Origin of the sequence: Xanthomonas hortorum pv. cynarae (genome assembly GCF_002939985.1) — a bacterium.
GTDB classification, from domain to species: domain Bacteria; phylum Pseudomonadota; class Gammaproteobacteria; order Xanthomonadales; family Xanthomonadaceae; genus Xanthomonas; species Xanthomonas hortorum_D.
Genome location: NZ_MDFM01000002.1, coordinates 251,741 through 277,724, shown reverse-complemented (window position 1 = coordinate 277,724; position 25,984 = coordinate 251,741). Strand labels below are relative to the sequence as shown.

25 protein-coding genes are annotated in these 25,984 nt (G+C 65.8%); 13 read left to right on the top strand and 12 right to left on the bottom strand.

The genetic code is table 11. The annotated features are described in order from the left end of the window. Positions 1 to 103: 103 nt before the first annotated feature. Positions 104 to 604 carry a ribonuclease E activity regulator RraA gene (gene rraA / locus XcyCFBP4188_RS02620; RefSeq protein ID WP_006449924.1) on the bottom strand — a complete coding sequence of 167 codons (501 nt, stop codon included), beginning with the start codon at positions 602 to 604 and terminating at the stop codon, positions 104 to 106. A gap of 325 nt (positions 605 to 929) precedes the next feature. Here rraA and XcyCFBP4188_RS02615 point away from each other — a divergent pair, with 325 nt between their 5' ends. Together XcyCFBP4188_RS02615 and XcyCFBP4188_RS02610 are read left to right on the top strand one after the other, a co-directional pair. After that, on the top strand, positions 930 to 1,763 hold the full coding sequence (locus tag XcyCFBP4188_RS02615; RefSeq protein ID WP_104591570.1) for a DUF72 domain-containing protein: 834 nt from the start codon (positions 930 to 932) through the stop codon (positions 1,761 to 1,763). Positions 1,764 to 1,872: 109 nt separating this feature from the next. After that, entirely contained in the window at positions 1,873 to 2,820 is a 948-nt protein-coding gene (locus XcyCFBP4188_RS02610; protein WP_104591569.1) for a DMT family transporter, read from the top strand. Positions 2,821 to 2,930: 110 nt separating this feature from the next. Here the strand turns inward: XcyCFBP4188_RS02610 and XcyCFBP4188_RS02605 are convergent, their stop codons facing one another. From XcyCFBP4188_RS02605 to XcyCFBP4188_RS02590, 4 genes are all read right to left on the bottom strand, one after another. Beyond that, positions 2,931 to 4,001, bottom strand: a complete 1,071-nt coding sequence (locus tag XcyCFBP4188_RS02605) for a GGDEF domain-containing protein (protein WP_006449921.1) — start codon at positions 3,999 to 4,001, stop codon at positions 2,931 to 2,933. 128 nt (positions 4,002 to 4,129) lie between these two features. Beyond that, on the bottom strand, positions 4,130 to 4,852 hold the full coding sequence (locus XcyCFBP4188_RS02600) for a pseudouridine synthase (protein WP_006449920.1): 723 nt from the start codon (positions 4,850 to 4,852) through the stop codon (positions 4,130 to 4,132). A 44-nt stretch (positions 4,853 to 4,896) separates the two neighbouring features. After that, the gene (locus XcyCFBP4188_RS02595) at positions 4,897 to 7,305 is read right to left on the bottom strand and encodes a putative bifunctional diguanylate cyclase/phosphodiesterase (RefSeq protein ID WP_043908173.1); all 2,409 of its coding nucleotides are present in this window, start codon (positions 7,303 to 7,305) and stop codon (positions 4,897 to 4,899) included. A gap of 274 nt (positions 7,306 to 7,579) precedes the next feature. Further along, positions 7,580 to 9,517: a DEAD/DEAH box helicase gene (locus XcyCFBP4188_RS02590; protein WP_104591568.1), complete on the bottom strand. Its 1,938-nt coding sequence runs from the start codon at positions 9,515 to 9,517 to the stop codon at positions 7,580 to 7,582. Between the two features lie 171 nt (positions 9,518 to 9,688). Between XcyCFBP4188_RS02590 and XcyCFBP4188_RS02585 the strand changes: the two genes are divergently transcribed. The 4 genes from XcyCFBP4188_RS02585 to XcyCFBP4188_RS02570 all read left to right on the top strand — a co-directional run bounded on the left by XcyCFBP4188_RS02585 (position 9,689) and on the right by XcyCFBP4188_RS02570 (position 11,580). After that, a complete protein-coding gene (locus XcyCFBP4188_RS02585) occupies positions 9,689 to 10,189 on the top strand; it encodes an RNA polymerase sigma factor (protein ID WP_006449917.1) in 501 nt (166 codons plus the stop codon). Positions 10,190 to 10,217: 28 nt separating this feature from the next. Further along, positions 10,218 to 10,865, top strand: a complete 648-nt coding sequence (locus tag XcyCFBP4188_RS02580) for a hypothetical protein (protein WP_006449916.1) — start codon at positions 10,218 to 10,220, stop codon at positions 10,863 to 10,865. A gap of 155 nt (positions 10,866 to 11,020) precedes the next feature. Further along, on the top strand, positions 11,021 to 11,263 hold the full coding sequence (locus tag XcyCFBP4188_RS02575; protein ID WP_006449915.1) for an RNA-binding S4 domain-containing protein: 243 nt from the start codon (positions 11,021 to 11,023) through the stop codon (positions 11,261 to 11,263). Next, the gene (locus tag XcyCFBP4188_RS02570; protein ID WP_104591567.1) at positions 11,260 to 11,580 is read left to right on the top strand and encodes a hypothetical protein; all 321 of its coding nucleotides are present in this window, start codon (positions 11,260 to 11,262) and stop codon (positions 11,578 to 11,580) included. The genes XcyCFBP4188_RS02575 and XcyCFBP4188_RS02570 overlap by 4 nt, the downstream gene beginning before the upstream one ends. 280 nt (positions 11,581 to 11,860) lie before the next feature. On the opposite strand, the gene ubiM is transcribed toward XcyCFBP4188_RS02570, so the two are convergent. The 5 genes from ubiM to XcyCFBP4188_RS02545 form a co-directional block, all read right to left on the bottom strand. Next, on the bottom strand, positions 11,861 to 13,039 hold the full coding sequence (ubiM, locus tag XcyCFBP4188_RS02565; RefSeq protein WP_104591566.1) for a 5-demethoxyubiquinol-8 5-hydroxylase UbiM: 1,179 nt from the start codon (positions 13,037 to 13,039) through the stop codon (positions 11,861 to 11,863). A 176-nt stretch (positions 13,040 to 13,215) separates the two neighbouring features. Then, positions 13,216 to 13,617 (bottom strand): MAPEG family protein, encoded by a 402-nt coding sequence (locus tag XcyCFBP4188_RS02560; RefSeq protein WP_104591565.1) that lies wholly within the window; start codon positions 13,615 to 13,617, stop codon positions 13,216 to 13,218. A gap of 25 nt (positions 13,618 to 13,642) precedes the next feature. Next, positions 13,643 to 14,185, bottom strand: a complete 543-nt coding sequence (locus XcyCFBP4188_RS02555; RefSeq protein WP_104591564.1) for a DUF4019 domain-containing protein — start codon at positions 14,183 to 14,185, stop codon at positions 13,643 to 13,645. Positions 14,186 to 14,352: 167 nt separating this feature from the next. After that, positions 14,353 to 14,601, bottom strand: a complete 249-nt coding sequence (locus XcyCFBP4188_RS02550) for a hypothetical protein (protein WP_023904514.1) — start codon at positions 14,599 to 14,601, stop codon at positions 14,353 to 14,355. Between the two features lie 64 nt (positions 14,602 to 14,665). Further along, positions 14,666 to 15,853: a COG3904 family protein gene (locus XcyCFBP4188_RS02545; protein ID WP_104591580.1), complete on the bottom strand. Its 1,188-nt coding sequence runs from the start codon at positions 15,851 to 15,853 to the stop codon at positions 14,666 to 14,668. A gap of 147 nt (positions 15,854 to 16,000) precedes the next feature. On the opposite strand from XcyCFBP4188_RS02545, the gene XcyCFBP4188_RS02540 reads away from it, so the two are divergent. The 4 genes from XcyCFBP4188_RS02540 to XcyCFBP4188_RS02525 all read left to right on the top strand — a co-directional run bounded on the left by XcyCFBP4188_RS02540 (position 16,001) and on the right by XcyCFBP4188_RS02525 (position 20,865). Beyond that, positions 16,001 to 17,464 carry a DNA-3-methyladenine glycosylase 2 family protein gene (locus tag XcyCFBP4188_RS02540; RefSeq protein ID WP_074057870.1) on the top strand — a complete coding sequence of 488 codons (1,464 nt, stop codon included), beginning with the start codon at positions 16,001 to 16,003 and terminating at the stop codon, positions 17,462 to 17,464. Then, positions 17,461 to 18,006: a methylated-DNA--[protein]-cysteine S-methyltransferase gene (locus XcyCFBP4188_RS02535; protein ID WP_104591563.1), complete on the top strand. Its 546-nt coding sequence runs from the start codon at positions 17,461 to 17,463 to the stop codon at positions 18,004 to 18,006. Before XcyCFBP4188_RS02540 ends, XcyCFBP4188_RS02535 begins: the two co-directional genes overlap by 4 nt. A 36-nt stretch (positions 18,007 to 18,042) precedes the next feature. Beyond that, positions 18,043 to 19,341 carry an alkaline phosphatase family protein gene (locus XcyCFBP4188_RS02530; protein WP_104591562.1) on the top strand — a complete coding sequence of 433 codons (1,299 nt, stop codon included), beginning with the start codon at positions 18,043 to 18,045 and terminating at the stop codon, positions 19,339 to 19,341. Positions 19,342 to 19,527: 186 nt separating this feature from the next. Further along, entirely contained in the window at positions 19,528 to 20,865 is a 1,338-nt protein-coding gene (locus XcyCFBP4188_RS02525; RefSeq protein WP_046932952.1) for a chloride channel protein, read from the top strand. 86 nt (positions 20,866 to 20,951) lie between these two features. Here XcyCFBP4188_RS02525 and XcyCFBP4188_RS02520 read toward each other — a convergent pair whose 3' ends face one another. Both XcyCFBP4188_RS02520 and XcyCFBP4188_RS02515 read right to left on the bottom strand, forming a co-directional pair. Beyond that, a complete protein-coding gene (locus tag XcyCFBP4188_RS02520) occupies positions 20,952 to 21,134 on the bottom strand; it encodes a 30S ribosomal protein THX (RefSeq protein WP_006450150.1) in 183 nt (60 codons plus the stop codon). A gap of 136 nt (positions 21,135 to 21,270) precedes the next feature. Continuing rightward, entirely contained in the window at positions 21,271 to 21,687 is a 417-nt protein-coding gene (locus tag XcyCFBP4188_RS02515) for a MerC domain-containing protein (RefSeq protein ID WP_006450151.1), read from the bottom strand. Positions 21,688 to 21,865: 178 nt separating this feature from the next. Between XcyCFBP4188_RS02515 and XcyCFBP4188_RS02510 the strand changes: the two genes are divergently transcribed. The 3 genes from XcyCFBP4188_RS02510 (at position 21,866) to XcyCFBP4188_RS02500 (ending at position 25,942) form a co-directional block, all read left to right on the top strand. After that, on the top strand, positions 21,866 to 23,932 hold the full coding sequence (locus XcyCFBP4188_RS02510) for a TonB-dependent receptor (RefSeq protein ID WP_074057874.1): 2,067 nt from the start codon (positions 21,866 to 21,868) through the stop codon (positions 23,930 to 23,932). Positions 23,933 to 24,293: 361 nt separating this feature from the next. After that, a complete protein-coding gene (locus tag XcyCFBP4188_RS02505) occupies positions 24,294 to 24,722 on the top strand; it encodes a MarR family winged helix-turn-helix transcriptional regulator (RefSeq protein WP_006450153.1) in 429 nt (142 codons plus the stop codon). After that, a complete protein-coding gene (locus tag XcyCFBP4188_RS02500) occupies positions 24,719 to 25,942 on the top strand; it encodes an MFS transporter (protein ID WP_104591561.1) in 1,224 nt (407 codons plus the stop codon). The genes XcyCFBP4188_RS02505 and XcyCFBP4188_RS02500 overlap by 4 nt, the downstream gene beginning before the upstream one ends. Positions 25,943 to 25,984: the final 42 nt, after the last annotated feature.

The following is a 25,984-nucleotide window of genomic DNA, read 5'->3' as shown; positions in this document are numbered from 1 at the left end:
TGTTCGATCAGAGAAAATTGTGCTGGCGTGATCTCCATGCTCAATAGTTTAATCGCTCGGGCCATTAGTGTTAACAGGCCCTAGCACGTCCTTATTTTCTCGATCAAATCGGTCCGCCGGCACTGTCCAACGACAGCGGCAGCGCTGCCACCAACACGCCGTTGGCATCGGCGTACAGCCAATGACCAGGTACGAACGCCACCCCGGCGAAATTCACCGGCACCTCCACCTCGCCCAGATCGCGCCGCTCGGTGCGGCGCGGGCAGGCGCCCAACGCCAGCACGCCCAGCGGCAGCGTGGCGAGAATCTCCACATCGCGCACGCAGCCGTGGATCAACACGCCGGCCCAGCCATTGGCCACTGCCTGCGCGGCGATCTGGTCGCCCAGCAACGCGTGCTTCAACGAGCCCTGCCCGTCCACCACCAGCACCCGCCCATCGCCGGGCGTGGCGGCCAGCTCGCGCACGCGCGAGTTGTCTTCGAAACAGCGCACCGTCGCAATTGGCCCGGAAAACGCCGCACGCCCGCCGAAGTGGCGGAACAGCGGCTCGGCGACATGCACCTCGGGGAAGCGGTCACACAGATCGGGCGTGGTCCAGGTCATCGGTGCGATCTCAAGCGGCGATATCCGATGGTAGCGGCATGACAGCGTCCGTGTAAGCCGATGGTCGGCTGGAAGGCAGAAGGGTGTGTCTGCAGCGCTTACGCCTTGCAAGTGCGCGGCGCCGTTTTTTTGAATGGCCACAACGATGCGTGACGTCACCCGACCAACTTGATCACCCGTGCATGCCACATGCGCGCCCAGCAGTCCCTGGCCGCAGTGGCCTTCATCCCTGCACGCCCAGCGACGCTATCATCCAGCCAGGCATGCCTCGATCTGCCCGCAGCTGGGCACACGTGGCTGTCATTACGCCACTGTGGAGCCCGCCATGACCGACCTACTTGACGCACCCCCGCCCGCGCTCGATGGCATCCATGTCGGCATTGGCGGTTGGGTGTATGCGCCGTGGCGTGCCGGCATGTTCTATCCACAAGGGTTGGTACAACGGCGCGAGCTGGAATACGCCAGCTGCCACGTCACTGCAATCGAAATCAATGGCACTTACTACGGCGCGCAAAAGCCGGCGACGTACGCGAAGTGGCGCGACGAAGTGCCGCCGGGATTCGTGTTCTCCGCCAAGGCCCCGCGCCGTATCACCCAATCGCGCAAGCTGGCGGGCACCAAGGCGCAGGTGGAAGACTTCATCGGTGGCATTGCCGAGCTTGGCGCCACGCTCGGCCCGTTGGTGTGGCAGTTCGAGCAGGGGCATCGCCTGCAGGCCGATGACCTGGATGGTTTTCTGTCGCTGCTACCCAAACGCGCCGGCAAGCGCGTGCTGCGGCACGTGCTGGAAATCCGCGACCACGACGCGGCGGACGCCTCGCTACTGGCATTGGTGCGCCAGCATGGCGTGGCCACGGTGTTCACCGATTCGGAGGAGCACCCATCCTTTGCCGATCTGTCCACCGATTTTGTCTATGCGCGCCTGATGCGCAGCCAGGCGCGTCTCACTACAGGTTATCCGGCGCCGGCGTTGGCGCGCTGGGCCGAGCGTATCCAGGCCTGGCGGCGTGGCGAGGATCCGGCGGATCTACCGCACATTGATGCCGAGTCTCAAGCCAAAGCCACACCGCGCGAGGTGTTCGTGTTCTTCATCAGTGCCGCGAAAGAGCGTAATCCCGCTGCTGCGATGGCATTGCTGCAGACGCTGGGTTCGCGCTAGTCCCGCCGGCGCGTGCCGCCGTCGGCAACCCGCGTGCATGGCCGCTCGACGTGGTTGGCGCGCAAGCGGCGCGTGTTTGGCGGCATGACGAATTAGGCGACAATGGCGCATGCCCACGACCGATCTGCGCAAGGCGCAACTGCAAATCCATTTCTGCGTCCTGCTCTGGGGCATCACCGCGATCCTGGGCAAGCTGATCACGCTGCCGGCGTTGCCGTTGGTGTGGTGGCGGATGTTGATCGTGGTGGTGGCGTTGGCGCTGTTGCCGCGGGTGTGGCGCGGGCTGCGCGGCCTGTCCGCGCGGGTGATCCTGGGCTATTGCGGCATCGGCGCACTGGTGGCGTTGCATTGGTTGACCTTCTACGGCGCGATCAAGCTGGCCAATGCATCCGTGGCGGCAACCTGTATCGCCCTGGCGCCGGTGTTTACTGCAGTGATCGAGCCGTGGGTGACGCAACGGCCATTCCGCCCGCGCGAATTGCTGTTCGGGCTGGCGGTGTTACCGGGCGTAGCGCTAGTGGTCGGCGGCGTACCGGATGGCATGCGTGCCGGTGTCGTAGTTGGCGCGATTTCGGCGGTATTTGTCGGGTTATTCGGCTCGCTCAACAAGCGCATGGTGACGCATGCCGACCCGCTCACCGTCACTGCCTTGGAGCTCGGCGCCGGCACGTTGACCTTGACCTTGCTGGCACCGGCAATGCCGCTGCTGTTGCCGTCGTTGCATGGCAATCTGCTGATTATTCCCAGCCTGCACGATGGCGTGCTGCTGCTCGTGCTGTCGCTGGCCTGCACCTTGCTGCCGTTTGCACTGGCACTGGTGGCCTTGCGCCATCTCAGCGCCTACTCGGTGCAGCTGGTGACCAACCTGGAACCGGTCTACGCCATCGTGCTGGCAATCGCGCTGCTGGGCGAACAGCGCGAGCTGACCCTGCAGTTCTATCTAGGCGTGGCGATCATTCTCGGCGCGGTGTTCCTGCATCCCATGCTGGAACGCCGGCGCAAGATCGTGCACCCGGAACTGCTCGGCACCGCCGAAGCGAAGAACATCGTCGAGTGACTGCGCAGCGCAATGGAGCATCGCCAAATCCCATCGAACGCCATCGTAGGAGCGGCCCAGGCCGCGACAGGCATTATCGATGAAGCATCGGCGCGCGCAGCAGCACCGCCCTACCCCAACGCCACCACCTGATCGCGCCCGCCGCGCTTGGCCGCATACAAGGCCTGGTCGGCGCGCTTGATCACCGCTTCCACGTTTTCCTGCGGATGCAGCGTTGCCACGCCGATGCTTACCGTCACCGGCAGCGCGATCGTCATCACCGCCACGCTCTGGCGCAGGTATTCGCATTGCACGCGCGCCTGCAGCAGATCCACATTGGGCAGCAGCAACACGAATTCCTCGCCGCCGTAACGGGCGATGGTGCCGGCACCGGCGACATGCGCGCGCAACAACGCCGAGAGCTCACGCAGCACCACATCGCCCTGGTCGTGGCCGTGCACGTCGTTGACGGTCTTGAAGTGGTCCACGTCCAGCAACGCCACCGACAACGGCTGGCCTGCCGCACGCGTCTGCTCGGTCGCCGCCGCCAAGGCAGCCGCAAATGCACGCCGGTTGGGCAAGCCAGTCAATGGATCGGTACGGGTCTGTTCGACCAGATCCGCGTTCAACGCATCCATCTGCGCGTAATAACCGGCCATCTGCTGCTCGTACCATTCGCGCTCATGCAACTGCTGACGCAGGCGCTTGCCGGCCAGGCGCAACTCCAGCAGATACGAGGCCTGGCGCGACAACGCCTGCAAGGCGTTACGCTGCTCATCGCGCAGATGCGTCGGGCTCTGGTCGAACACGCACAGCGAGCCCAGCGCCATCCCTTCGCTGGTCACCAAGGGTGCACCGGCGTAGAAGCGCACCGCAGAAGTGCCGGTCACCATCGGGTTGTCGTGGAAGCGCGGGTCGAGCAAGGTGTCGTCCACCATCAACACTTCATCCGGGCGCAGGATCGCGTGCGCACAGAACGAGATGTCGCGCGGTGCTTCGCCGCGTGGCGCGCCATGCGCAGACTTGAACCACTGGCGGTCTTCGTCCACCAACACCACGGCCGCCATCTGCGTCTCGCACAGCGTGGACGCGATCATGGTGAGATCGTCGAACGCGCGCTCAGGCGGCGAATCCAGCACCTCGTACTGGCGTAGCGCTGCAAGCCGCTCGGCTTCGTTGTCCGGCAATTCCGGTTTGATCACTTGCCCGCTCCCCCAGCTGGCTATTCACGGCGAAAGTATGACCGAGCGTGTCAAGTCCGACTATCGGGGTGCGCCGGACCACCCGACATGCCGTGTCGCTTCCGTTCAGCCGCTGGCAAGCGGTAGTGTCACCAGTCGGTGCGCTGCGGCAGCAAGCCGCGCAGTTCCGCATCGCTGAGATTGCGCCACTGCCCCGGCTTGAGCGCGGCCAGTTTGATGTTGTCGATGCGCACCCGACGCAGCTGGGTCACGCGGTAGCCGAATTCGGAGGCCATCAAGCGGATCTGCCGATTCAAGCCCTGCTCCAGCACGATGCGGAAGCCGAACTTGGCGATCCGCGCGGTGCGGCACGGCAATGTGGTCTCGTTGTGGATGCGCACGCCGCGTGCCATGCCACGCAGGAATTCGTCGGTGACCGGCTTGTTGACCGCCACCAGATATTCCTTCTGGTGGCGATTTTCCGCACGCAGGATCTCGTTGACGATGTTGCCGTTACTGGTCATCAGGATCAGCCCCTCGGACTCCTTGTCGAGCCGGCCGACCGGGAAGATGCGCTGCTCGTGGCCGACGAATTCGACGATATTGCCCTTGACCGAGCTTTCGGTGGTGCAGGTGATGCCCACCGGCTTGTTGAGCGCGATGTAGACATGCTTGCGGCCACCGGGCTTGCTGGCAGCGCGGGTGCGCAGCGGCTGGCCGTCCACCAGCACGGTATCTTCCTCGCCCACCACTGCACCGGTGCCGGCAGGCACGCCATTGACGGTGACGCGGCGTTCGCCGATCAGCCGATCGGCCTCGCGGCGGGAGCAGAAGCCGGTTTCGGCGATATATTTGTTGAGTCGGGTTGTCATCCCGCAATTATCGGCGATTTATCGGCAATCGTGCGCCATCGCACCTAGCCGGTTACCACCAGCAGCGGCATCGATACATGCAACAGGTCTTCCAGCGGGCATGGGCGATGCAGGCTGAAACCCTGCACCTGGCCCACGCCCGCCTCGCGCAGGCCGGCGATATCGGCCTCCGACTCCACCCCTTCGGCCACCACTTCGATCCCCAGCGCCAGGCCAACCTGCGCGATCGAATGCACCGCAGCACGATCGACCGCGTCGTGCGCGTAATTGCGCACGAAGCCGCAATCGATCTTCAGTACGTCCACGGTGAACTGTTTGAGATAGCCGAACGAGGCCAGGCCGCTGCCGAAATCGTCCAGCGCCACATGGCAGCCACGCGCCCGCACGCTCTGCACGAAACGCTGCGCCTGCTCCAGATTGCCGATGACCGCAGTCTCTGTGATCTCCATGCACAGCTTGGGCACCAGCGTGGGGTAGCGCTCGAACAAGGCGCACACGAAGTCGAGAAAATCCGGCTGGGCGATCGATTGCGCCGACAGATTCACATGGCACAGATCCAGTCTCGCCACATGCAGCGGGTTGGCCGCCAATTGCGCGCACAAGGTTTCCAGCACATGCACATCGACCATGCGACCCAGGCCATAGCGCTCCACCGCCGGCAGGAATTCGCCCGGGCTCAGCACGCGGCCGTCACGCGCACGCATGCGCACCAGCACTTCGTACTGCAGGCGTCCCGGGTCGCTCAGCACCTGGATTTTCTGCGCATACAGCAGCAAACGCTGTTCGGCGATGGACTGCTGCACCGCGCTGATCCAGCCACCGTCGTGGCGGCGCCGCGCCAGCGCCAGATCGTTTTCGTCAAAACAGCGAATGCGGTTACGCCCTTCTTCCTTGGCCGCATAACAGGCCAGATCGGCGGCGGTCATCAAGGCGTTGAGATCACTGGCGCCCTGGCGGATTTCCACCACGCCAAAGCTGCAACTGGGCGTCAGCGGCTTGCCACCCTGATGGCTCCACGGCTGCCCGAGCACACCGTGCATATGGGTAAGCAGGGCCTGCGCCTGCAGCAGATCGGTATTGGCCAGCAGGATCGCGAACTCGTCGCCGCCCAGCCGCCCCAGCCAATCGCCCGGGCGAAGCTGCATGGTGATCACATCGGCGAAATGGCACAGGAACTTGTCGCCGACCGCATGCCCGAAGGTGTCGTTGACCAGCTTGAAATGATCCAGGTCCACAAAACACAGCGCGTGGCATAGCTGCGGCGATTGCGGTGGTTCGATCAGGCGCAGCAGCCGGCGTTCGATCTCGTGGCGATTGATCAAGCCGGTCAAGGCATCGTGGCGCGCGTGGAAAGACACTTCGTCGGCCAGCTCGTGCGCATGCGAGACATCTTCGATCACCGCCAGCACCAGCGTCGGTTCTTCCGGGCCCGGCTCCACCAGCGAGGCGCTCCAGCGCCCCCACATCACCCCGCCGTCGGCGCGCAGAAAGCGCAGTTCGCCGGACTGCATCAATCTGGGCCAGTCGATCATGCCGCGGCTGTCCAGCGCGATATCGTCCGGGTGCATCACCTCGGCCAGCGTGCAGGCCTGCAGTTCCTCCGGCCGGTAGCGCAGGATGTTGGCCATCGAGGTGTTTGCGTCGAGCACGCGACCGCGCAGGTCGAACTTGACCATGCCCAGCGCCGCCTGCTGAAACGCAGTGCGAAAGCGGCCCTCGTGCGAGAGCAGATAATCGCGGATGCGGCGCATCGCCAGCACGCAGGTGGTCAGCACCAGCAGCAAGGTCGCCACGCTGCAGAACACCATCACATCGTGCAGCAGTCGCGCGCAGCGGATCAGCAAGGCCTGAAATTGTTCGGCATCGCGGCGCATGCGCGCATCCAGCAGATGCAGGTCTTCGCGCAGGTTCTGCAGCGCGCGCGGATCGGGCCGGCTGGTGGCTTGCGCAGAGGCCGCCCTGTCGGCCAGTACGCTCAGCTGCAGGATATCGGCGTCGGTGTGTTTCCACAGCGCGATCGCCTCGCTCAGATACGGAAACACCTGGCCGTAGCGGTACAGCCGTACCATTTGCGGCATGTCCTGTCGGGCATTACGCCCTGCAGCGAGACCGGCGTACACCGCGTCCCAGTCGATCACCGGCTGTTCGACCGCCTGACGCGCCGCACGATCGCCCAGCGGTACCTCCAGTGCGCGACAGGCGGCCTGCAGGTCGACCGGATCGCCGCTCACCAGATAGCGCTCCAACCAGTACACCGCCTCCTGCTGGGCGTTGGACCAATGGCTTTGGCCGACGATCCAGGCGGTGGCGCCGGACTGGACCTCGATCATCAGCGCCGAGAGCATCGCCATGCCGACAGCCACACCGATCAGCAATGCCAAGGGAAGTGTCAGCCAGCCGCGCATCACGTGCATGGTCCGACCACCGCTTTTGCCGCGTGCCGCCTGCGCCATCGCCATCCTCGTCCCCCGCCGCTGCCCAATGCGATTCAGGCGCCCAGTGGGCGCCTGAAGGCAGTAGCGGCCGCAACGACCGAGTCTGTATGGCAATACCCAGTCGGTGAGCACAACTGCCTCACGGACTTAGCATGACTAACAAAGCATGGTTGGCGATGGACGCCTATTGAAGACCAAGACGCGGGAATCGGTATGCGTCAATAAACATATCGGCTCCAGACACCAACTGCGCGGGCCAAATGGCCACACGCAGCGGGTTTGTCAGCTGCGCTTACTCGCCGCGCGGCTTGGGCGGACCCTTGCGATGCGGCGCACCGGCACGGTCCATTGGACGGTTCGGCCCATTCGGGCGACCGGCCGGCTTGCCGCTACGCGGGAAGCGCGGCTTGGAGGGCGACGCAGCAGCCTCGCCCTCTTCCAGCTTGCGCATGTTGAGCTGCTGACCGGACACCCAGACCTTCTTCAGATGCGTCAGCAACTCGCGCGGCATGTCGGCCGGCAGATCCAGAATCGAATAATCGTCCTGAATGTCGATACGGCCGATGTAGCGGCTTTCCAGACCCGCTTCGTTGGCGATCGCGCCGACGATGTTGGCCGGCTTCACGCCGTGGGTGTGGCCCACTTCGATGCGGTAGCTCTCCATGCCGACCTCCGGTTCGCCACGCGGAGCGACCGGGTCGCGACGCGGACGCTCGGCGCCGTCACCGTCACCGTCACCGGCAAACGCAGGGCGCTCGGCACGCGGCGGACGCGCAGCGCGCTCGCCATCGGCACGCGGGCCACGCTCGAACTTCGGCTCGAAGCGCGGACGCTCGCCACGATCACCGCGATCGGCACGCTCGTTGCGCTGCGGTGCGAATTCCTCGCGTGCGCCACGCACCGGTGGGGTCAGCAGGAACGGCGAATCGCCTTGCAGCAACTTGGCCATCGCCGCAGCGATATCGATCGCCGGCACGTTGTTCTCGCTCTCGTAGCGCTGCAGCAGATCGCGATACATCTCGATCTGGCCGCCGGCCAAGGTCTCGGTGATGCGGGTCATGAAGCGCGCAACGCGGGTGTCGTTGACCGCATCCACGCTGGGCAGCTGCATTTCTTCGATCGGCTGACGGGTCGCGCGCTCGATCGAACGCAGCATGCCCTTCTCACGCGGGGTGACGAACAGGATCGCATCGCCGGTGCGGCCGGCACGGCCGGTACGGCCGATGCGGTGCACATAGCTTTCGGTGTCGTACGGGATGTCGTAGTTCAGCACGTGGCTGACGCGCTCCACGTCCAGGCCGCGTGCGGCCACGTCAGTGGCGACCAGGATGTCCAGCTTGCCGTCCTTGAGCTGGGCAATGGTCTTCTCACGCGCCGCCTGCTGCATGTCGCCGTTGATGGCGGCAGCGGCCAGACCGCGCGCCTGCAGCTTCTGCGCCAGTTCTTCGGTACCAGCCTTGGTGCGCGCGAAGATGATCATGCCGTCGAACGGCTCGACCTCGAGAATGCGGGTCAGCGCATCCAGCTTGTGCAAGCCGCTCACCCACCAATAGCGCTGGCGGATGTTGGCCGAGGTGGTGGTCTTGGCCGCGATGGTGACTTCGGCCGGGTCCTTCAGATAGGTCTGCGCGATCCGGCGGATCGCCGGCGGCATGGTCGCGGAGAACAGCGCCACCTGGCGCTTTTCCGGCAGCTTCTTCAGCACCGCTTCGACGTCGTCGATGAAGCCCATGCGCAGCATTTCGTCGGCTTCGTCCAGCACCAGCGTCTTGAGCTGGGACAGATCCAGGGTGCCGCGATCCAGGTGATCGATCACGCGGCCGGGAGTGCCCACCACCACATGCACGCCGCGCTTGAGCGCGCTCAGCTGCTGGGCGTAGGGCTGGCCACCGTAGACCGGCAGCACGCGGAAGCCGGGAATGGCTTCGGCATATTTCTGGAAGGCCTCGGCGACCTGGATGGCCAGCTCGCGGGTCGGGGCCAGCACCAGCGCTTGCGGCTTGAGCTGGTTCAGATCGGCGTTGGACAGCACCGGCAGCGCGAACGCGGCGGTCTTGCCGGTACCGGTCTGCGCCTGGCCGAGGACGTCGCGGCCGGCAAGCAGCGCGGGAATGGTGGCAGCCTGGATCGGCGACGGCGACTCGTAGCCAACGTTGGCAACGGCTTTCATCACAGCGTCCGAGAGGCCGAGGTCTGCAAACAGCAGCGGCGCGGAAGATTCTTGGGTCATTGGTAACTCCGGAGGCGCCGCACGGATCCGGCAAGCGCAAAGCAGCATAGTGTGCGCCTTCAGGCCCCCTGCTGTCGAAATTTTCATAACAGTCCGTTCAGGTTGTGAGGATTTGCCCTGTCTGGCGAATCATCTCTTCGAACCTTCTTATCCACTTGCGCGGCCGGAGCCATGTCCCTGGAAACAGACCTGCACACCCGCTTCAACGCCTTGCTGCAGCATCACCGCGGCATCGTCGTGAAGGTCGCGGCCAGCTATTGCTGGAACCCGGACGACCGCGCCGAGTTGGCGCAAGACATCACCGTGCAGTTATGGCGCGCGTTTCCTGGCTATGACCCAAACAGGCGTTTTTCCACCTGGATGTACCGCATCGCATTGAATGTGGCGATCAGCGATTTGCGCGGCCGCAGCCGGATTGCGCACGAGCCGGTGCCGCTGGAGGCGGTGGCCGACAGCATCGCCGACCCACTGGCGCGCGACCCGGCGCACGAGCAGCAGATCGCCGCGCTCTACCGCTTCATCGCGCAACTGCCGCGGCTGGAGCGCGCACTGGTGCTGCTGTACCTGGACGACCACAGCTACCGCGAGATCGGCGAGGTGCTCGGCATCAGCGAGACCAACGTCGCCACGAAACTCAGCCGTCTGAAAGCGCGCATCCGCGCCGAACTCTGACCCACCCGACCCACAAGAGGAGCAGCACATGGAACTCGACGACATGCAACGCGCCTGGCACGCAGTGCACCGACGCCTGGATCAGCAAACCGCACTTACCGGCCAACTGATCGGCGAGGTGCGCGGCCACGCAGCGCGCGCCAGTCTGTGCCCGCTATGGGCGAGCCAGACCGCGCAGTTGCTGTGCGCCGTCGCGCTGAACATCGTGATCGCCCGCAGTTGGCTTGCCCACGCGGACCAGGCTGCGGCGATCATCGGCGGCGTGCTGCTGCAGGCGTGGAGTGTGGCGCTGGCAATCTCCGCACTACGCCAACTGCAATTGGTGTCGCAGCTGGATTTCGCCGGACCGCTGCTGCAGACACAGCAGGCGCTCGCGCAACTGCGACGCTGGCGCACGCGGGTGGCGCCGTGGCTGGGCATCGCGTTCTGGGTGCTGTGGGTCGCAGTGGCCGATGGCCTCTGGCGCACGCTCACCGGCATGACGCTGCCGCACAGCTGGCTGCTGATCAATGTGCTGGTGGGGGTGCTCGGCGCCATCGGCACCTGGCTCGGCTACCGGCGACTGCAACGCACCCAGCATCCGTGGCTGGAACGTATCGACAACGCGCATGTCGGCCCAGGCGTCATCCGCGCCGAAAGCATGCTGGACGAGATCGCCCGCTTTCGAGGCGAATAACCCACCGGCGCCACACGCGAACCGCAGCGCATTGGATGCTGCCAAAGCGCTTGCGTGGTGACGTATCGATCCAGCTGCAGCCTTTCACCTTGGCGCAGTGGTGTTGTCGCCTGCGACAGGCGGATAATCGCGGTCTTCCTGTTAGCGAGCGCACCATGCAATTCCTGGAATTCGACCTGGACGGCGAGTACATCGAGCTCAACCAGCTGCTCAAGCTGGCCGGCATTGCCGACAGCGGTGGCCAGGGCAAGGCGATCGTTGCCAGTGGTGCGGTCAGCGTCGATGGCGTGCAGGAACTGCGCAAGACCGCCAAGATCCGCCCCGGCCAGCTGGTGCAATTGGACGATGTGGAAATCCGCGTGCTGGCGTTGGACCCGGATGCGGAGTCGGCAGAATGAAGGTGGTGCAGGTCAGCTGGCGCAATATCGCGCCCTCGGCAGAAGATCCGGACCACGATGTCTATATTTTTTCGATCGATGCCGATTCGGCGACGCCGTTCTGGTTCGAGCAGTCGATTCGTGGTGGCCACGCCGAGCGTGGCGGTTGCAGCATGCTGGCCTTGCACGAGCTGGAAGGCTGGCCTGGCGGCTGGCGCGCAGATGTGACCAAAGCCGGCTGCGCCTGGGTGATTCCCCTGCTGGAAGAAGCCTTGCGCAGTGGCGATGCGCGGACGGCGATCGATGCGATTCTTGCGCGGGTGGGCGCAGCTGCCTGATTGCAGTCTGTTTGGCGACAGTGAGCATGAGTGCATCACGGGCAACCCCGAATGATCGGCCGATCATGGTGTCCGCTCACGAATTGCGAACCCTTGCAACGCAATCTCGCAGCGCGGTGCCCCCCCTTGCGTAATGCGTGACGCCTACATAGCGACAGCCTGATGATCGCCTGACACCACTGTCCGATCACGCATTGAGAGCCATCGCAAAACAACCTCGCCCAGCGATGCACCAACGTGGCGCGGCAGGCTCTGCTTCCACCGCGATCACTTCAACGCATCAAACGCTCCGCTGCGTCAGATGCGCCGCAATCGCCTGTTTGAACGGTGCCACCGCATGCGCTGCACGCAAGGCGCCATGCCGCAGCACGCGTGCCGGCGCACGATCGTCGGTATACAGCGCGGCCAGTGCATTGGTCGCTTCGTACAGCGGCCGCGTTGCCAGCCGATGCGCGCGTTCGTAGCCGTGCAACAGCGACGCAGCGCCGATATCGCGCCCGGCAATTGCGGCAGCACGCACCCGCTCGGCCAAGCGTGCCTGGCCCTGCAATCCGAAATTGAAACCGTGCGCGGTGACCGGGTGCATGCCCACTGCCGCATCGCCGATCAGTGCGGCACGCTCAGCCACGAAACGCTGCGCATACGCCGCCACCAACGGATACGCATGCCGGCTGCCGTCCTGCTGCATCGGGCCAAGCCGATGTTCGAATGCCTCGGTCACCGCCGCGCTGAAGTCCGCCGCGTTCATCGCCAGCAAGGCCTCTGTCTGGCGCGGCGGCAGCGTCAGCACTGCGCCGGCGCGATTGCCCTGCAGCGGCAGTAGCGCAAGCGTCTTGCCATAGCCGAACCACTCCCATGCCGCCTGCCGATGCGGCAGCGCATGCCGCATGCGGCACACCAGCATGCTCTTGCCGAAATCGCGCAGCTGCGCGCCGATACCAAGCAGGCGCCGGGTGCTGGAAAATCGACTGTCGGCCGCCACCAACAGGCGCGCCGATAGCGTTTCCCCATCGGATAACTGCAGCACCACGCGGTCGCCACATTGCTGCACGGCCTGCAGCGTGCAATCGCAACGGATCTGCAGCGCAGGTTGTGCCTGCACGGCCTGCCAGGCGGCGCGACGGATCAGATGATTCGGCACCAGCCAACCCAGATCGCCAGCGCTGCGTGCGGAGGCCGCAAAGGTCAATGCGAACTGCGAATGCCCATCCATGACGCGTGCATCGCGCAGCGGCGAAATCGCGTCGCCGGGAAACTGCTGCCAGATCCCCAGTTGTTCCAGCAGCGCACGCGAGGCGTGGGTTAACGCGATCTCGCGTCCGTCGAAGGCAGGATCGGCGAGTTGCGCGCGGGTTTGCTGATCGACTAACACCACCGACAGACCACTGCCGGCCAACGACCGCGCAAAACTCAGGCCGACCGGCCCCGCGCCAATGACCGCGATATCCACCGATTGCATGCTGTGCTCCGCCACCACCGATGCGCTTAAGTTTAACGGCAGTGGTGTCGGCTGGCCTTGATCAGAATCAAGCAGCACACGAACAGTCAGCCAGGCCTATCTCGCGGCGAGGCGACTGCTCGCAACGTTCTGTCAGCCACGCGTCAGCCGTCTGCGCGAACGCAGAACACGGCGCGTCACCAGCCCAGCAACGCCCGCACCAACTTGACGATGCCCCAGAACGACACCACCCAGATCGCACTACGCAGATAAGGGATGCCTGCTGCATACACCGGCACATAGGCCACGCGCGCCCACAGATACAGCTGCACAGCGAGCGCGGTCTCTGCGTTGGTGCGTCCGGCAACACTCACTGCCAGCACGGCAGCAGCGAAGATCGGAAAGGTTTCCTGATAGTTGCGGAAGGCGCGGTCCAGCCGCGCCGCAACACCGGTCAACGGCTTGGTCTCGCCATCGCGCGCGCTGGCGTTCCACTTGCTGCCGCGCTGGGCGGTCATGCTGGCCGAGGCGGCCAGCAATTGCACCAGGCCGAGCACCATCGCCCAGCCCAGCATCTTTAGTTCGATCGTCAGTTCCACTCAGAGTCCCCGGTTGGCCGCTGCATCACTTGATCGACGCGCGCAGGCTGTAGCCGGCAAGCCGCCAGGTCTTGTCCTCGTCCAGCCGGAACGACACCAGCTCGCGCACCGGCTGCTGGGCCTTGGCAAACCGGGTCGGGAAGCTGACATTGATGTACAAGCCTTCCGGCACCTGCGCGCCGGGGCCGTACTTGACCCGTGTCACCGAGCCCTGCCCGCGTCCGACCACCGCGCCCAGGCGCCCGCGCTCGGCGCCGATCTGGCTGACGAACACATCGCGCTTGACCGCCGTCTTGGCCACCGTGGAGGCGCCATCCCATAGCGGTGCGACCTGGTTGGTATCGACCATCTGCGCCACACGCAATGCGGCCTGGGTCATCTCGGTGTTCTGCTTGACCAGTTGCGCCTGCTGCGCGGTAGTGGCTGCAGGCGTGCCTGCGGTTGTTCCGGCGGCCGTTGTTCCGCCAGCAACCGGTGCGGCGGCCGGGCGCGCGCCGGTCTGAGGGTGTTGTGCGAAGGCAAGCGACGGAGCCAACACCAGCACGGCAAGCAAACGGGGACGGAACATTGGGTAGATGACCTTTGTGCGTATCGATGGAGAGAGAACCGTCGCACGCTGGGCGCGCCCGGAACGGCAGTCTAGTGCGTGTTGCGTCTATGACGTTGAGCGAGCAGCGCCATGGCGCATCGACATCAGGCGTGCCGTCAACAAGTTTCACTGCATGACCGGCAGCGTCAGGCGTCTCCGCTCGGCGGGACCGTTGCAACGCTGCGCGGCCGCCATAGCCGCCAGCTGATCCACAGCGCACGCGCAGTGGCTGCAATCAACGCGACCAGACTCAGCCAGACCGCCAGCGTGGCCGGCCATTGCACTTGTTTGGCTGCGGCGATCATCTGCAGGAGCTCGGCAATTCCGAACCCGCCCAGCACCAGCAGGGCCGATGGCAGGTACGCCAGCATCACCCCTTTCGTTTTCCCGATCATGTTGCCCCCCGGCGCCGTTGTCTGCTGCGACGATAGGCAGCGGACGGTGCGGTGCGCGTGAAGCTCAGCCTTCGCTGTGAGCGGGGGCCGGCGCAGGCTCGGAGGCCGATTCGGCAGCGGACGGTGCCGGTGCCGGCGTGGCGAGTTGGGTGTCGCCCGCAGCCGCCTCCGCCGCCTCCGCCGGATCGGAAGTCGCAGGCAAGGCGGCGGCATCGGTTTCGGCTAGCGGGCTTTCTTCCGGGCAGGCCGCATCCGGGAAACCGAAGCGCTGCTTCAAGGCCAGGCCGCAGGCGTTGACCACTTCCAGATCGGCGCCCTCGCCCTTGCACTTCTGATCGAAGGCGACCAGAAACGCATCCTTGCGCCGCACGAAGGCGTCGCCGCACTTGCGCATCTGGCGGATGCGCTCCAGATCGTCCTGCACCGCGTTGGTGCCATCCAGCCCGTACTCGCGCAGCTCGTCCATCGTCAGCAGGCGCAGGCTGCGGTTGGGCACGGTCATCATCAGATCGGCCACTGCCACCGCCACGCCGTTGCGCTCCAGATAATCCTTGACGTTGCCGTAGACCTCGCGCAGTTCGCGATTGAGTTCCGCGCGGGAGGTGGCCTTGGAACTGATCCGCATCATGCGATGGATGCCGATCTTGCCGGCCACCAGGCGGTTGTCGCCGGCAGCCAGCACGAACACGCAGGCACTGTGGCAGATCGAGCCTTCGCGCACCCAGATGGTCCAGTTGGATTCGCCGATCGTATCGCCGGCGCGGATCGCCGCTTCCACCTGCCCGCCGCTGGAATCCAGATCCAGGATGCGATGCGGTAGCTGCAGTTGCTCGGCCACTGCTGCCAGCCGCCACACCAGCGCAGCGAAGCCGGCGTTGATCTTGCCGGCGTAACGCACCCGCAGCAGCCCGGTGTCGCGACACGGCGCCAGCGCCGCTTCCACACTGGCGCGATCCAGCGCCGGCAGCAGCGTGCCATCGCCGGCTTCGCTGCTGTAATCGGTGGCGCAGCTGATCCAGGCCTGGCCGGCTTCCAGTTCCGCCTGCGGCCACCCCGCTTCGCCCGTTTGCGCGCGCGGGCGCGGCGGCGGCGCCACCGGCTCGGGCGTATCCACCGAGACCATATGGTCGCCATCGCCGGCCTGCCCCGCGCCGTTCTGCTGCGCACCCGCGGCATCGGCCGACGTGCCGGTGCGATCGCAACCAGACAGCGCCAGCAAGCAGCAAAGAGAGAGGCAGAGCAGTTTCAGCATGAGGTAGGACACAGACCGCGACCGAGATCACCCTCAGTCTATGGCTGAATGGGCCAACCGTTTGACCCTGCCATGAACACGCATACCCTGCGCAGTGCTGTCCGAAAACGGCCAGCCGTGGTCGGAGCGAGCGCATAGACTGGCGCCATGCAGACCGCCACGCCCGACCGAATTCAATGCGACCGCGCCCGCTTGGCGCGCGATGCACGCTTCGATGGGTTGTTCTTCACCGCCGTGCGCAGCACCGGTATCTACTGCCGGCCAGTATGTCCGGCGCCGCCGCCCAAGCCGGGCAATATCAGTTACTACGCGACTGCGGCAGCGGCCAGTGCGGCCGGCTACCGGCCATGCCTGCGCTGCCGGCCGGAACTGTCGCCGCAAGCGCAGCAGCATCTGGGCGAAGAAAGCGTGCAGCGTGCGTTGGCGATGATTGTCGAAGGCGCCCTGCAGGAGCAGCCGGTGCAGACGCTGGCCGATGCGGTGGGCTTGAGTGCGCGCCAGTTGCAGCGGCAGTTCGTGCAGCAGCTCGGCGCCACGCCGATCCAGGTGCATGGCACGCGCCGGCTGCTGCTGGCCAAGCAACTGCTGACCGAAACCGCATTGCCGGTCACCGAGGTCGCACTGGCGGCCGGCTTCAACAGCCTGCGCCGCTTCAACACGGCGTTTCTGGATGGCTGCGGCATGCCGCCATCGGCGTTGCGCAAGCAGCGTGCCGAGGTGCCGGGTGGCGAGCTGACCTTGCGACTCGGCTATCGGCCGCCGCTGGATCTACCGGCGATGCTGGCGTTTTTGCAGCGGCGAGCGATTCCCGGCATCGAGCAGGTCGACGCCAGCGGCTACCGACGCGTGATCGGCACACCCGGCAACGCGACGCTGATCGACGTCAGCGCGGCGCCGCAGCGTGCGGAGTTGTTGTTGCGCATCGGTGCGACCGACCCGCGCCAGATTCCGCAGATCGTGCGACGCGTGCGCCGGTTGTTCGATCTGGATGCGGATCTGCAGGCGGTGCACGCCACGCTGGCGTCCGAGCCGCTGCTGGCCGAGGCGATCGCGCGCCGCCCCGGCCTGCGTGTGCCAGGCGGCTGGGATGGCTTTGAAGTGGCGGTGCGCGCGGTACTGGGCCAGCAGATCAGCGTGGCCGGTGCGGCGACGCTGGCGGCGCGGCTGGTCGAGCGCCATGGCGGCCATCATGTCGACATGCCGCCGGGCCTGGATCGCATCTTTCCCACGCCGGAACAGCTGGCCGAGGCGCCGCTGGAATACCTCGGCCTGCCACGTGCACGTGCCGCCACGCTACGTGCGCTGGCATCGGCATGCGCGCAAGGCCGGCTACATTTCGGCGCCGGCCAGCGCCTGCCCGAGTTCGTCGCCGCCTGCACGGCGTTGCCCGGCATCGGGCCATGGACCGCGCAGTACATCGCCATGCGTGCGCTATCGCATCCGGATGCGTTTCCGGCCGGCGACCTGATCCTGCAACAGGTGCTCGGCACGCCGGAGCGCCTGAGCGAACGCGCCACCGAAGCGCGCTCGCGGGCATGGCGGCCGTGGCGCGCCTACGCCGTATTGCACCTGTGGCATCTCGCCGTCGATCGCAAGGACACCCGTTCATGAGCACGTTGTATTACGACACCTTCCCCTCGCCGATCGGCGCACTCAGCGTGGCCGCCGATCACGCCGGCGTGCACCACATCCTGTTCGCGCAGAATCGCTACGACGCGCTCGGCCGCGCGCGTTGGTTGCACGATCCCGATGCACCATTGGTGCGCGAGGCACGCGAGCAATTGCTCGACTATCTGTACGGCGGGCGACGCAGTTTCGATCTGCCATTGGCACCAGCCGGCACGCCATTTCAGCTGCAGGTCTGGCACACGCTGGCGCAGATTCCGTTCGGGCAGACCTGGAGCTATGCGCAGCTGGCGCATGCGGTGGGACGGCCGGCCGCCAGCCGCGCAGTCGGCGCCGCCAATGGCCGCAATCCGCTGCCGATCGTGCTGCCCTGCCATCGCGTGATCGGCGCCAACGGTGCGTTGACCGGCTTCGGCGGCGGCCTGCCGACCAAGCAGGCGTTGTTGCAGCTGGAAGGTTGGTCGCCGCGCCAGAGCGCACCTGCCGACGATCTGTTCGCCGAACTCGCTGCAACCAAGGTGCGCTGACTTCGCGAAGTCATTGCCACGCCGTAAACTGGCGCGATGATCGATCGACGTTTTGTGTTCGCCGCCACCGCGTTTGCGCTGCTCACGGCCTGTACCAGCACTCTGCCGCGCAGCGCGCCACCGGCCGTCTCCAGCGAGTCGGCATCGGTAGAAGCGCCATCCAGCGACACGCCGCACACCTTGCTGCTGATTTCCATCGACGGCCTGCGCGCCGACATGCTCGATCGCGGCATCACGCCCAACCTGTCGCAGCTCGCGCACGACGGCGTGCGTGCGCGCTGGATGACGCCGTCGTATCCATCGCTGACCTTTCCCAATCACTACACGCTGGTCACCGGCCTGCGCCCGGACCACCACGGCATCGTGCACAACAGCATGCGTGACCCGGTGCTCGGTAGCTTCTGGCTGAGCAAGCCCGAGGCCGTGGGCGATGCGCGCTGGTGGGGCGGTGAACCGATCTGGGTGGGTGCCGAAAACAACGGCCTGCATGCAGCGACCTGGTCGTGGCCCGGCAGCGAGGCGGCGATCGCAGGTGTGCGCCCCACGCGCTGGCGCCACTACGAAGAAGGCACCGGTCTGGACGCGCGCGTGGACGAGGTGCTGGGCTGGCTGGACGAATCAGGCGCTGCCACCAATCGCCTGGTCACGCTGTATTTCGAACACGTGGACGAAGCCGGCCATGACCATGGCCCGGAGTCGCGCGAGTACGCCGACAGCGTGCGCGCGGTGGATGGCGCCATCGGCCGCCTGCTGGCCGGCATGCAGCGCGACGGCACGCGCAGCCGCACCAACATCATCGTGGTCTCCGACCACGGCATGGCCGAGGTGCCGCCCGGGCATACGCTCAGCGTGGAAGACCTGGCGCTGCCCACCATCGCCACTGCAATCACCGAGGGCCAAGTGATCAGCTTCGATCCCGTGCCCGGGCAGCAGGCGCGCGCCGAAGCCACCCTGCTCGGTGCGCATGCGCAGTACGACTGCTGGCGCAAGGCAGCGCTGCCCGTACGTTGGCACTACGGTACGCACCCGCGCATTCCGCCGATCTTGTGCCAGATGCACGAGGGCTGGGACGCACTGTTTCCGGACAAGCTGGCCAAGCGCGTGCCCGGTCAGATGCGCGGCTCGCACGGCTTCGATCCGGCGCTGCCGTCGATGCGCGCGGTGTTCCTGGCGCAAGGCCCGGATCTCGCGCAGGGCAAGACTTTGCCGGGTTTCGATAATGTCGATGTGTACTCCCTGATGACGCGGCTGTTGGGAATTCCCGCCGCGCCCAACGATGGCAATCCCGCCACCTTGTTGCCGGCCTTGCGCCTGCCGCCGGCCGACGCACGCTGAGCGAGAACCACCGACGACATGTAGCCGATGCACTTCAAGCAGAGCGCAGACGGCGCGCTCAAAACCGGCATGCGCGGTTGCATGCCGCACCAAGCGCGAACCGCACACGCCTGACGGTGAGCGCAACTGTGTTATCGGTCACTTCAAGACGGCCCGGCCGCAACGCGTCGATGCGACAATAGCGGCATGTCTGCTTCTGATCCCTCGCCACGTCGGCTGCGGCCGCTGTTATCCAGCGAAGGCTGGCGTCGCCGCGCTGCACTGTGGGGTGGCGCCATTGCGGTGGCGCTGGTGGCGATCGTGTTCGCCAAGGCCAGCGATGCGGCCTTCCAGTTGTTTCAGCGCATCATCGCGCATTCGATCTGGTGGGCGCTGCTGCTGACGCCGGGCATCTTCGCCTTGCTGGCCTGGCTCACCTCCGGCGCAATGCGCCCCACGCGTGGTAGCGGCATCCCGCAGGTCATCGCTGCACTGGAACATAACGATCCGGCGTTTCGCGAAACCAATCTGTCGCTGCGCGTGTCGATCGGCAAGCTCGCCTTGACCACCTTGTCGTTGTTCGGTGGCGCCTCGGTGGGCCGCGAAGGCCCCACCGTGCATGTCGGCGCCAGCCTGATGCATGTGTTCGGGCGCTGGTTCGGGTTTCACGATCCGCGCGAGCTCTCGCATTTTCTGCTTGCCGGCGGCGCGGCCGGTATCGCGGCGGCGTTCAACACGCCGCTGGCCGGCGTTGTGTTTGCGATCGAAGAACTGAGCGGGCGTTTCGAGCACCGCTTCTCCGGCACCCTGCTCACGGCGGTGATCGTCGGTGGCGTGGTGTCGCTGGGCCTGTTGGGCAACTACACCTATTTCGGCAAGGTGGCGGTGGCGTTGCCGCTGGGTCAGGCGTGGTTGGCGATCGCGCTGTGCGGCGGCGTGGCCGGCCTGCTCGGCGGGGTGTTCGCGCGCCTGGTGCTGGCCAGCGTCAGTGGCAAGCCGCGCTGGCTGGCAACGCTGCGCCAGCGCCATCCGGTGCTGCTGGCCGCGCTGTGCGGGGTGGCCTTGGTCGGCCTGGCGCTGGTGTTCGGGCAAGGCGCGTTCGGCACCGGCTACGAGCAGGCGCGCAGTCTGGTGCAGGGGCATGCGGTGGTCGGCCACGAATTCGGGCTGATGAAGCTGGTCGCCAATCTGGTCTCGTACCTGGCGGGCATCCCGGGCGGCTTGTTCTCGCCGGCGCTGGCGGTGGGCGCCGGCATCGGCCACAACCTGTCGGTGCTGATGCCGGGCGTGGACCCGCGCACCTTCGTGCTGCTGGGCATGTGCGCCTATCTGACCGGCGTGACCCAGGCGCCGCTGACCTCGGCAGTGATCTCGCTGGAACTCACCGACACCAGCCAGATGCTGCTGCCGATCCTGGCCACCGTGCTGATTTCGCGTGCGGTGTCCGGGCTGGTGTGCAAGACGCCGATCTATCGCGGACTGGCCGAACAGTTGCTGGCGCCGGCGGCGGCCAGCCAATCGCCGGCTGCGGAAACGACGCGCTAGCAACAATGCGCGCGTTTGCGCTGACCTCGGACATAAAAAAACGCGGCGCAAGCGCCGCGTTCTGGTGTCGCGAAGCGGGCTAGGAATCAGCCGGCCTTGGCGACGGTCTTCTTGGCTACAGCCTTCTTGGCCGGGGCCTTGACCACGCCCTTCTTGGCAACCGGGGAAGCTGCACCCACGACAACCTTGCTCACCGCGTGCGAACGCGAATTGCCGTAGCTGGAATTGTAGCGCTTGCCCTTGGCGGTCTTGCGGTCACCCTTACCCATGTTCGTCGACTCCTGAATGTGAATACTGAATACAAAATCCCCGCGCTGAACACGGGTCTGGCGAGGTTTACGCCGGCGGCGCCCTCGCGCAAGGCCGGCAAGCCTACCACGACGGCCCCGGCCCGCGCAGCCTGGGTTAGTGTGCGCAGCTGGCGTCGTGAACGTGGGCATGGCCGTGGTTCAGACGCAGATTGACCAGATGGGCGATACCGACCAGCGCGCCGCCCAGCGTCATCACCACCGCATGCGGGATCGCCGCGTGGTGCAGCGGGTCGTACAGCAGGCCGGCCCACAGCAGCAGCAACCCCGGCAGCAGCAGCGCCAGCGCATGCAGCGCCTTGTGCCGGCGATAGCCCAATACCAGGCTGAAAAGGCCGAGCAGGCTCACGAAGACGACGATGGCCAGCTCGACACCATCGCCCAGCCAGAACGACAGGCCTAACGACGGCGCCAGCGCCAGCACCAACGGCAGCACGGCGCAATGCACGGCACACAGCAGCGAACCGGTCGCACCGAAGCGGTCGAGCACATGGCGAAGGGACGGTAGAGGCATGACTTCCAGCAGGTGTTCGCGGCGACGTGGAATAATATAACATCTTGCTTGTTCCAGAGCTTACTCGCTCCCGGATCCGCGCCACTGCACTGTGCAGCCGCAGATCTCGCCGTCGGCCCAGCAGCCAAGCTGCGCCTTATCATTGATATAAAGTAACAATCACAGAGTCCGGCCCGCCATGCATCCTCGCCTCGCTTCCTCGTTTCGCCGCTCCACGCTCACGCTGGCCCTGACCAGCCTGCTGACCCCTGCCCTGGCCATGGCCGAGGACGCGCCAGCCCCGGCCGACCCGCAGACCCCGCCCAGTTCGGACACGCGCCACGACGCCACCCATTCCAGCGGCCGCCATATCAAGGACCTGGACAAGGTGGTTGTCACCGCCAGCCCGCTGCGCGATGCGGCCGGCGAATTGAGCCGCCCGGTCGAAGTGCTGGCCGGCGAGCGTCTGGACGAAGTGCGTAGCGAGAGCCTGGGCGAAACCGTGTCCAGCCTGCCCGGCGTGCAGAGTTCCAACTTCGGCCCCGGCGTCGGCCGGCCGATCATCCGCGGCCTGGACGGCCCGCGCGTGGCGGTGCTGCGCGATGGCCTGTCCACCCAGGACGTATCAACGGTCAGCCAGGATCACTCGCCGGCGATCGAGCCATTCCTGGCCAACCAGATCGAAGTGTTGAAAGGTCCGTCCACCCTGCTGTACGGCTCCGGCGCCATCGGCGGCGTGGTCAACGTGGTCGACGGACGCATTGCCGAAACCCCGGTGGACGGCTTCAGCGGCCGCGCCGAAGTGCGCTTCGACGGCGGCGACAAGGACGGCAACACCGACATGTTCCGCGTCGATGCCGGCAATGGCAGCGGGCTGTCGATCCATGCCGATGGCGTGTACCGCAACCAGAACGATTACGACACCCCGCAAGGGCGCCAGGCCAACTCCTGGATCGACTCAAAGGTGGGCTCGATCGGCGCCTCGCTGTCGGGCGATTGGGGCTTTGTCGGCCTGTCGGCCTCGCGCTTCCGCGACAACTACGGCAATCCCGGCGAGCCGGGCGATCTGTCGATCGGCGAGCGCGGCGTGTCGTTGAAGCTGCAGCAGGACCGCTACGACCTCAAGGGCGGGCTGACCGATCCGTGGGGCGAAGGCAGCGCGTTGCGCTACAGCTTCGGCCACACCGATTACGCGCACACCGAGTTCGAAGGCGAAGAAGTCGGCACCGTGTTCACCAAGCGGGCAAACGAAGGCCGCGTGGAAGCCTCCTTCACCTTCAGCGGCGGCTGGCAGACCGCGTTCGGCCTGCAGGGCAGCGATACCACCTTCCAGGCCGTGGGCGAAGAATCCTTCGTGCCCAAGACCGATACGCGCTCGCTCGGCGTGTTCGGCGTTGCGCGCAATAGCTGGGATCGCGTTACTGCCGAACTCGGCGCACGCGTGGACAAGGTCAAGTACCAGACCGACATCGGCGTGGACCGCGACTTCACCCCGACCAGTTTCTCGCTCAGCGGCGGTTTCCGCTTCAACGAACAATGGCGTTTAACCGCCAACCTCGACCACGCCGAACGCGCGCCGGCCGAAGAAGAGCTGTTCGCCAACGGCCCGCATATCGCCACGCTGGCCTTCGAGATCGGCGATGCGAATCTGAAGACCGAAAAGGCCAACCAGGCCGAGCTGGGCCTGAACTTCCAGAACGAGTGGGTGGATGCCAAGGTCGCCGCGTACTACAACCGCTACAACGACTTCGTCTACATCGTCGACACCGGCAACCAGTGGTTCAACGCCGAAGACAACGACTTTCTGCCGATCCGCCAGTGGACCCAGGCCGACGCCATCTTCCACGGTTTCGAAGGCGAGGCCACCTTCCATCTGGCTAACAACGACACCGGCGCCTGGGACCTGCGCGTGTTCGGCGACACCGTGCGTGCGCGCTTGAACGATGGCGGCAACCTGCCGCGTATCGCCCCGGGCCGTGTCGGCGCGCAGATGCGCTGGAATGCCGACCAATGGCGTGCCTCGCTCGGTGCCACCCGCACCATGAAGCAGGACAAGATCGCCGTGAACGAAACCGCGACCGACGGCTATACGTTCGTCGATGCGCATCTGGCCTACCACGTGGACCGCGGCAGCAATGCGTGGGAAGTGTTTCTGGATGGCAACAACCTGACCAATCAGGACGCACGCGTGCACACCTCCTTCCTCAAGGACGATGTGATGCTGCCTGGCCGCAGTGCTTCGTTTGGCGTGCGGATGTTCTTCTGACGGTACCCTCTCTCCCGCCGTCATAAGCGAGGCCGCCTTCGGGCGGCCTCTTTTTTTGGGGTTGCCGATCCGATCGCTGCGCCAGCGCTGCATCGCGTACCAAAAAGTGCATCGTGCCGCTGCGACCTGCTCAGCGGCCGAGGCCGGCCCGCTGCGGGCTCAGCTGCCCGGCGGGTCGGCGGGTCGGCGTCGGACGCAGTACTGGACCTCTCACCCACAGCCAAGCGACACCGTTGGAGACCGCAAGCCATCGACAGCGGCCAGCGTTCGCATGGATAGCGACAGCATCTTGAAACTTCCAACTAAAACTTGCCAATAGGTGCATATACACGCATTCTGCCTGCCACTGTGGAGGCATCCCATGTCCAAGCTCAGCGGCTGTACCTGCTTTCATCTGCGCCGTGCTGCGCGGCGCACCTCCCAGCTGTACGACCGCGCGTTGGCGCCGGTGGGTCTGAGCCTCAACGAGTACTCGATCCTGCGCAGGCTGGATGCGGCGCAATCGCTGGGCGCGCTGGCACACACGCTGGGCATGGACCGCACCACCCTCACCCGCAACCTCAAACCGCTACTGGCGGCCGGATGGATCAAGACCCAACGCGGCGAGGATGCCCGGCAGAAATGGCTGGTCCTGAGCCGCAGCGGCCGTGGGTTGCTGGTGCGCGCATTTCCGCATTGGCAAGCCGCACAGAGGCAGTTGGAAACCCTGTTTGGTAGCGCGTCCACTGATCAGTTGCATGCCACGTTGGCGCTGCTGGATGCGGCATTGGACGTGGGTGCGGCTGTATGAGCACGTCTGCGAGCGCGCGTGCCAGCGCGCATTGGGGATTGCTGCTCACCGCCTCGGCGATGCTGATGCTGACGATGGGCGCGCGCCAGACCACCGGCTTGTTCGTGGAGCCGATCCATCGGCAGACCGGGATCGGCATCGCGTCGATCAGCTTCGCGCTGGCGGTGGGGCAATTGGTCTGGGGCGCGGTGCAACCGGTGTTCGGTGCGATTGCCGACGAGCGCGGCCCGTTGCCGGTGCTGCTGTTCGGCGGCGTGTTGTTGTCGCTGGGCTTGGGGCTGAGCCCGCGGATGGCCAGCGAATGGGGGCTGATCGTCTCGCTCGGCATCCTGGCGGCCGCAGGTGCGGGCGCAGGCAGTTTTTCGGTGCTGATCGGTGCCACCGCCGGTCGTATTGCGCCGGAACGGCGTTCGTTCGCGGCCGGGCTGATCAATGCCGGTGGCTCGCTCGGGCAGTTCGTGTTTGCGCCGCTGGTGCAGTTGATGATCGGCGCAGCCGGTTGGGCCAAGGCGATGACCGGGCTGGCAGTGATCTCGTTGCTGACCTTGCCGCTGGCCTGGCCGCTGCGACGCCGATCATCGCCGTCAGGCACGCGCAGTACGGTCGCAAACGACGACATCGGTTTGCGTGCGCAGTTGCGCCTGGCAGTACGCGATCGCAGTTACTGGTGCCTGCATCTGGGCTTTTTTACCTGCGGGGTACACATCGCATTCCTGGTCACGCACCTGCCCGGCGAAATCGCACTGTGCGGCCTGCCTGCCAGCGTGTCGGCGGTGTCGATCGCGCTGATCGGCTTGTTCAACGTGGCCGGCAGCCTGGTCGCCGGCAAACTGGGCGAACGCATCCGCATGAAGTGGTTGCTGTGCGCCTTGTACGCCAGCCGTGCGGTGTTGATCGGCCTGTACCTGATTGCGCCGCCGACGCCACTGACCTTCTACCTGTTTGCCGCGGCACTGGGCTTTACCTGGCTGGGCACGGTGCCACCGACGGCAGGATTGATCGGCAAGCTGTTCGGCCCGCGCTATCTGGGAACGTTGTTCGGGCTGACCTTGTTGTCGCATCAGGTAGGCGGTTTCTTCGGCGCGTGGCTGGGTGGCCTAGCGCTGGAGCGCTTCGGCGATTACAGCTGGATGTGGTACGCCGACATGGTGCTGGCAGTGGTCGCCGCACTGATCAATCTGCCGATTCGAGAAGCGGCGCCGGTACGCGCAGCGGCGTGACGCATGCGCAAGCGCGCGCGTGCATGCGTTGACGCGGCGCAC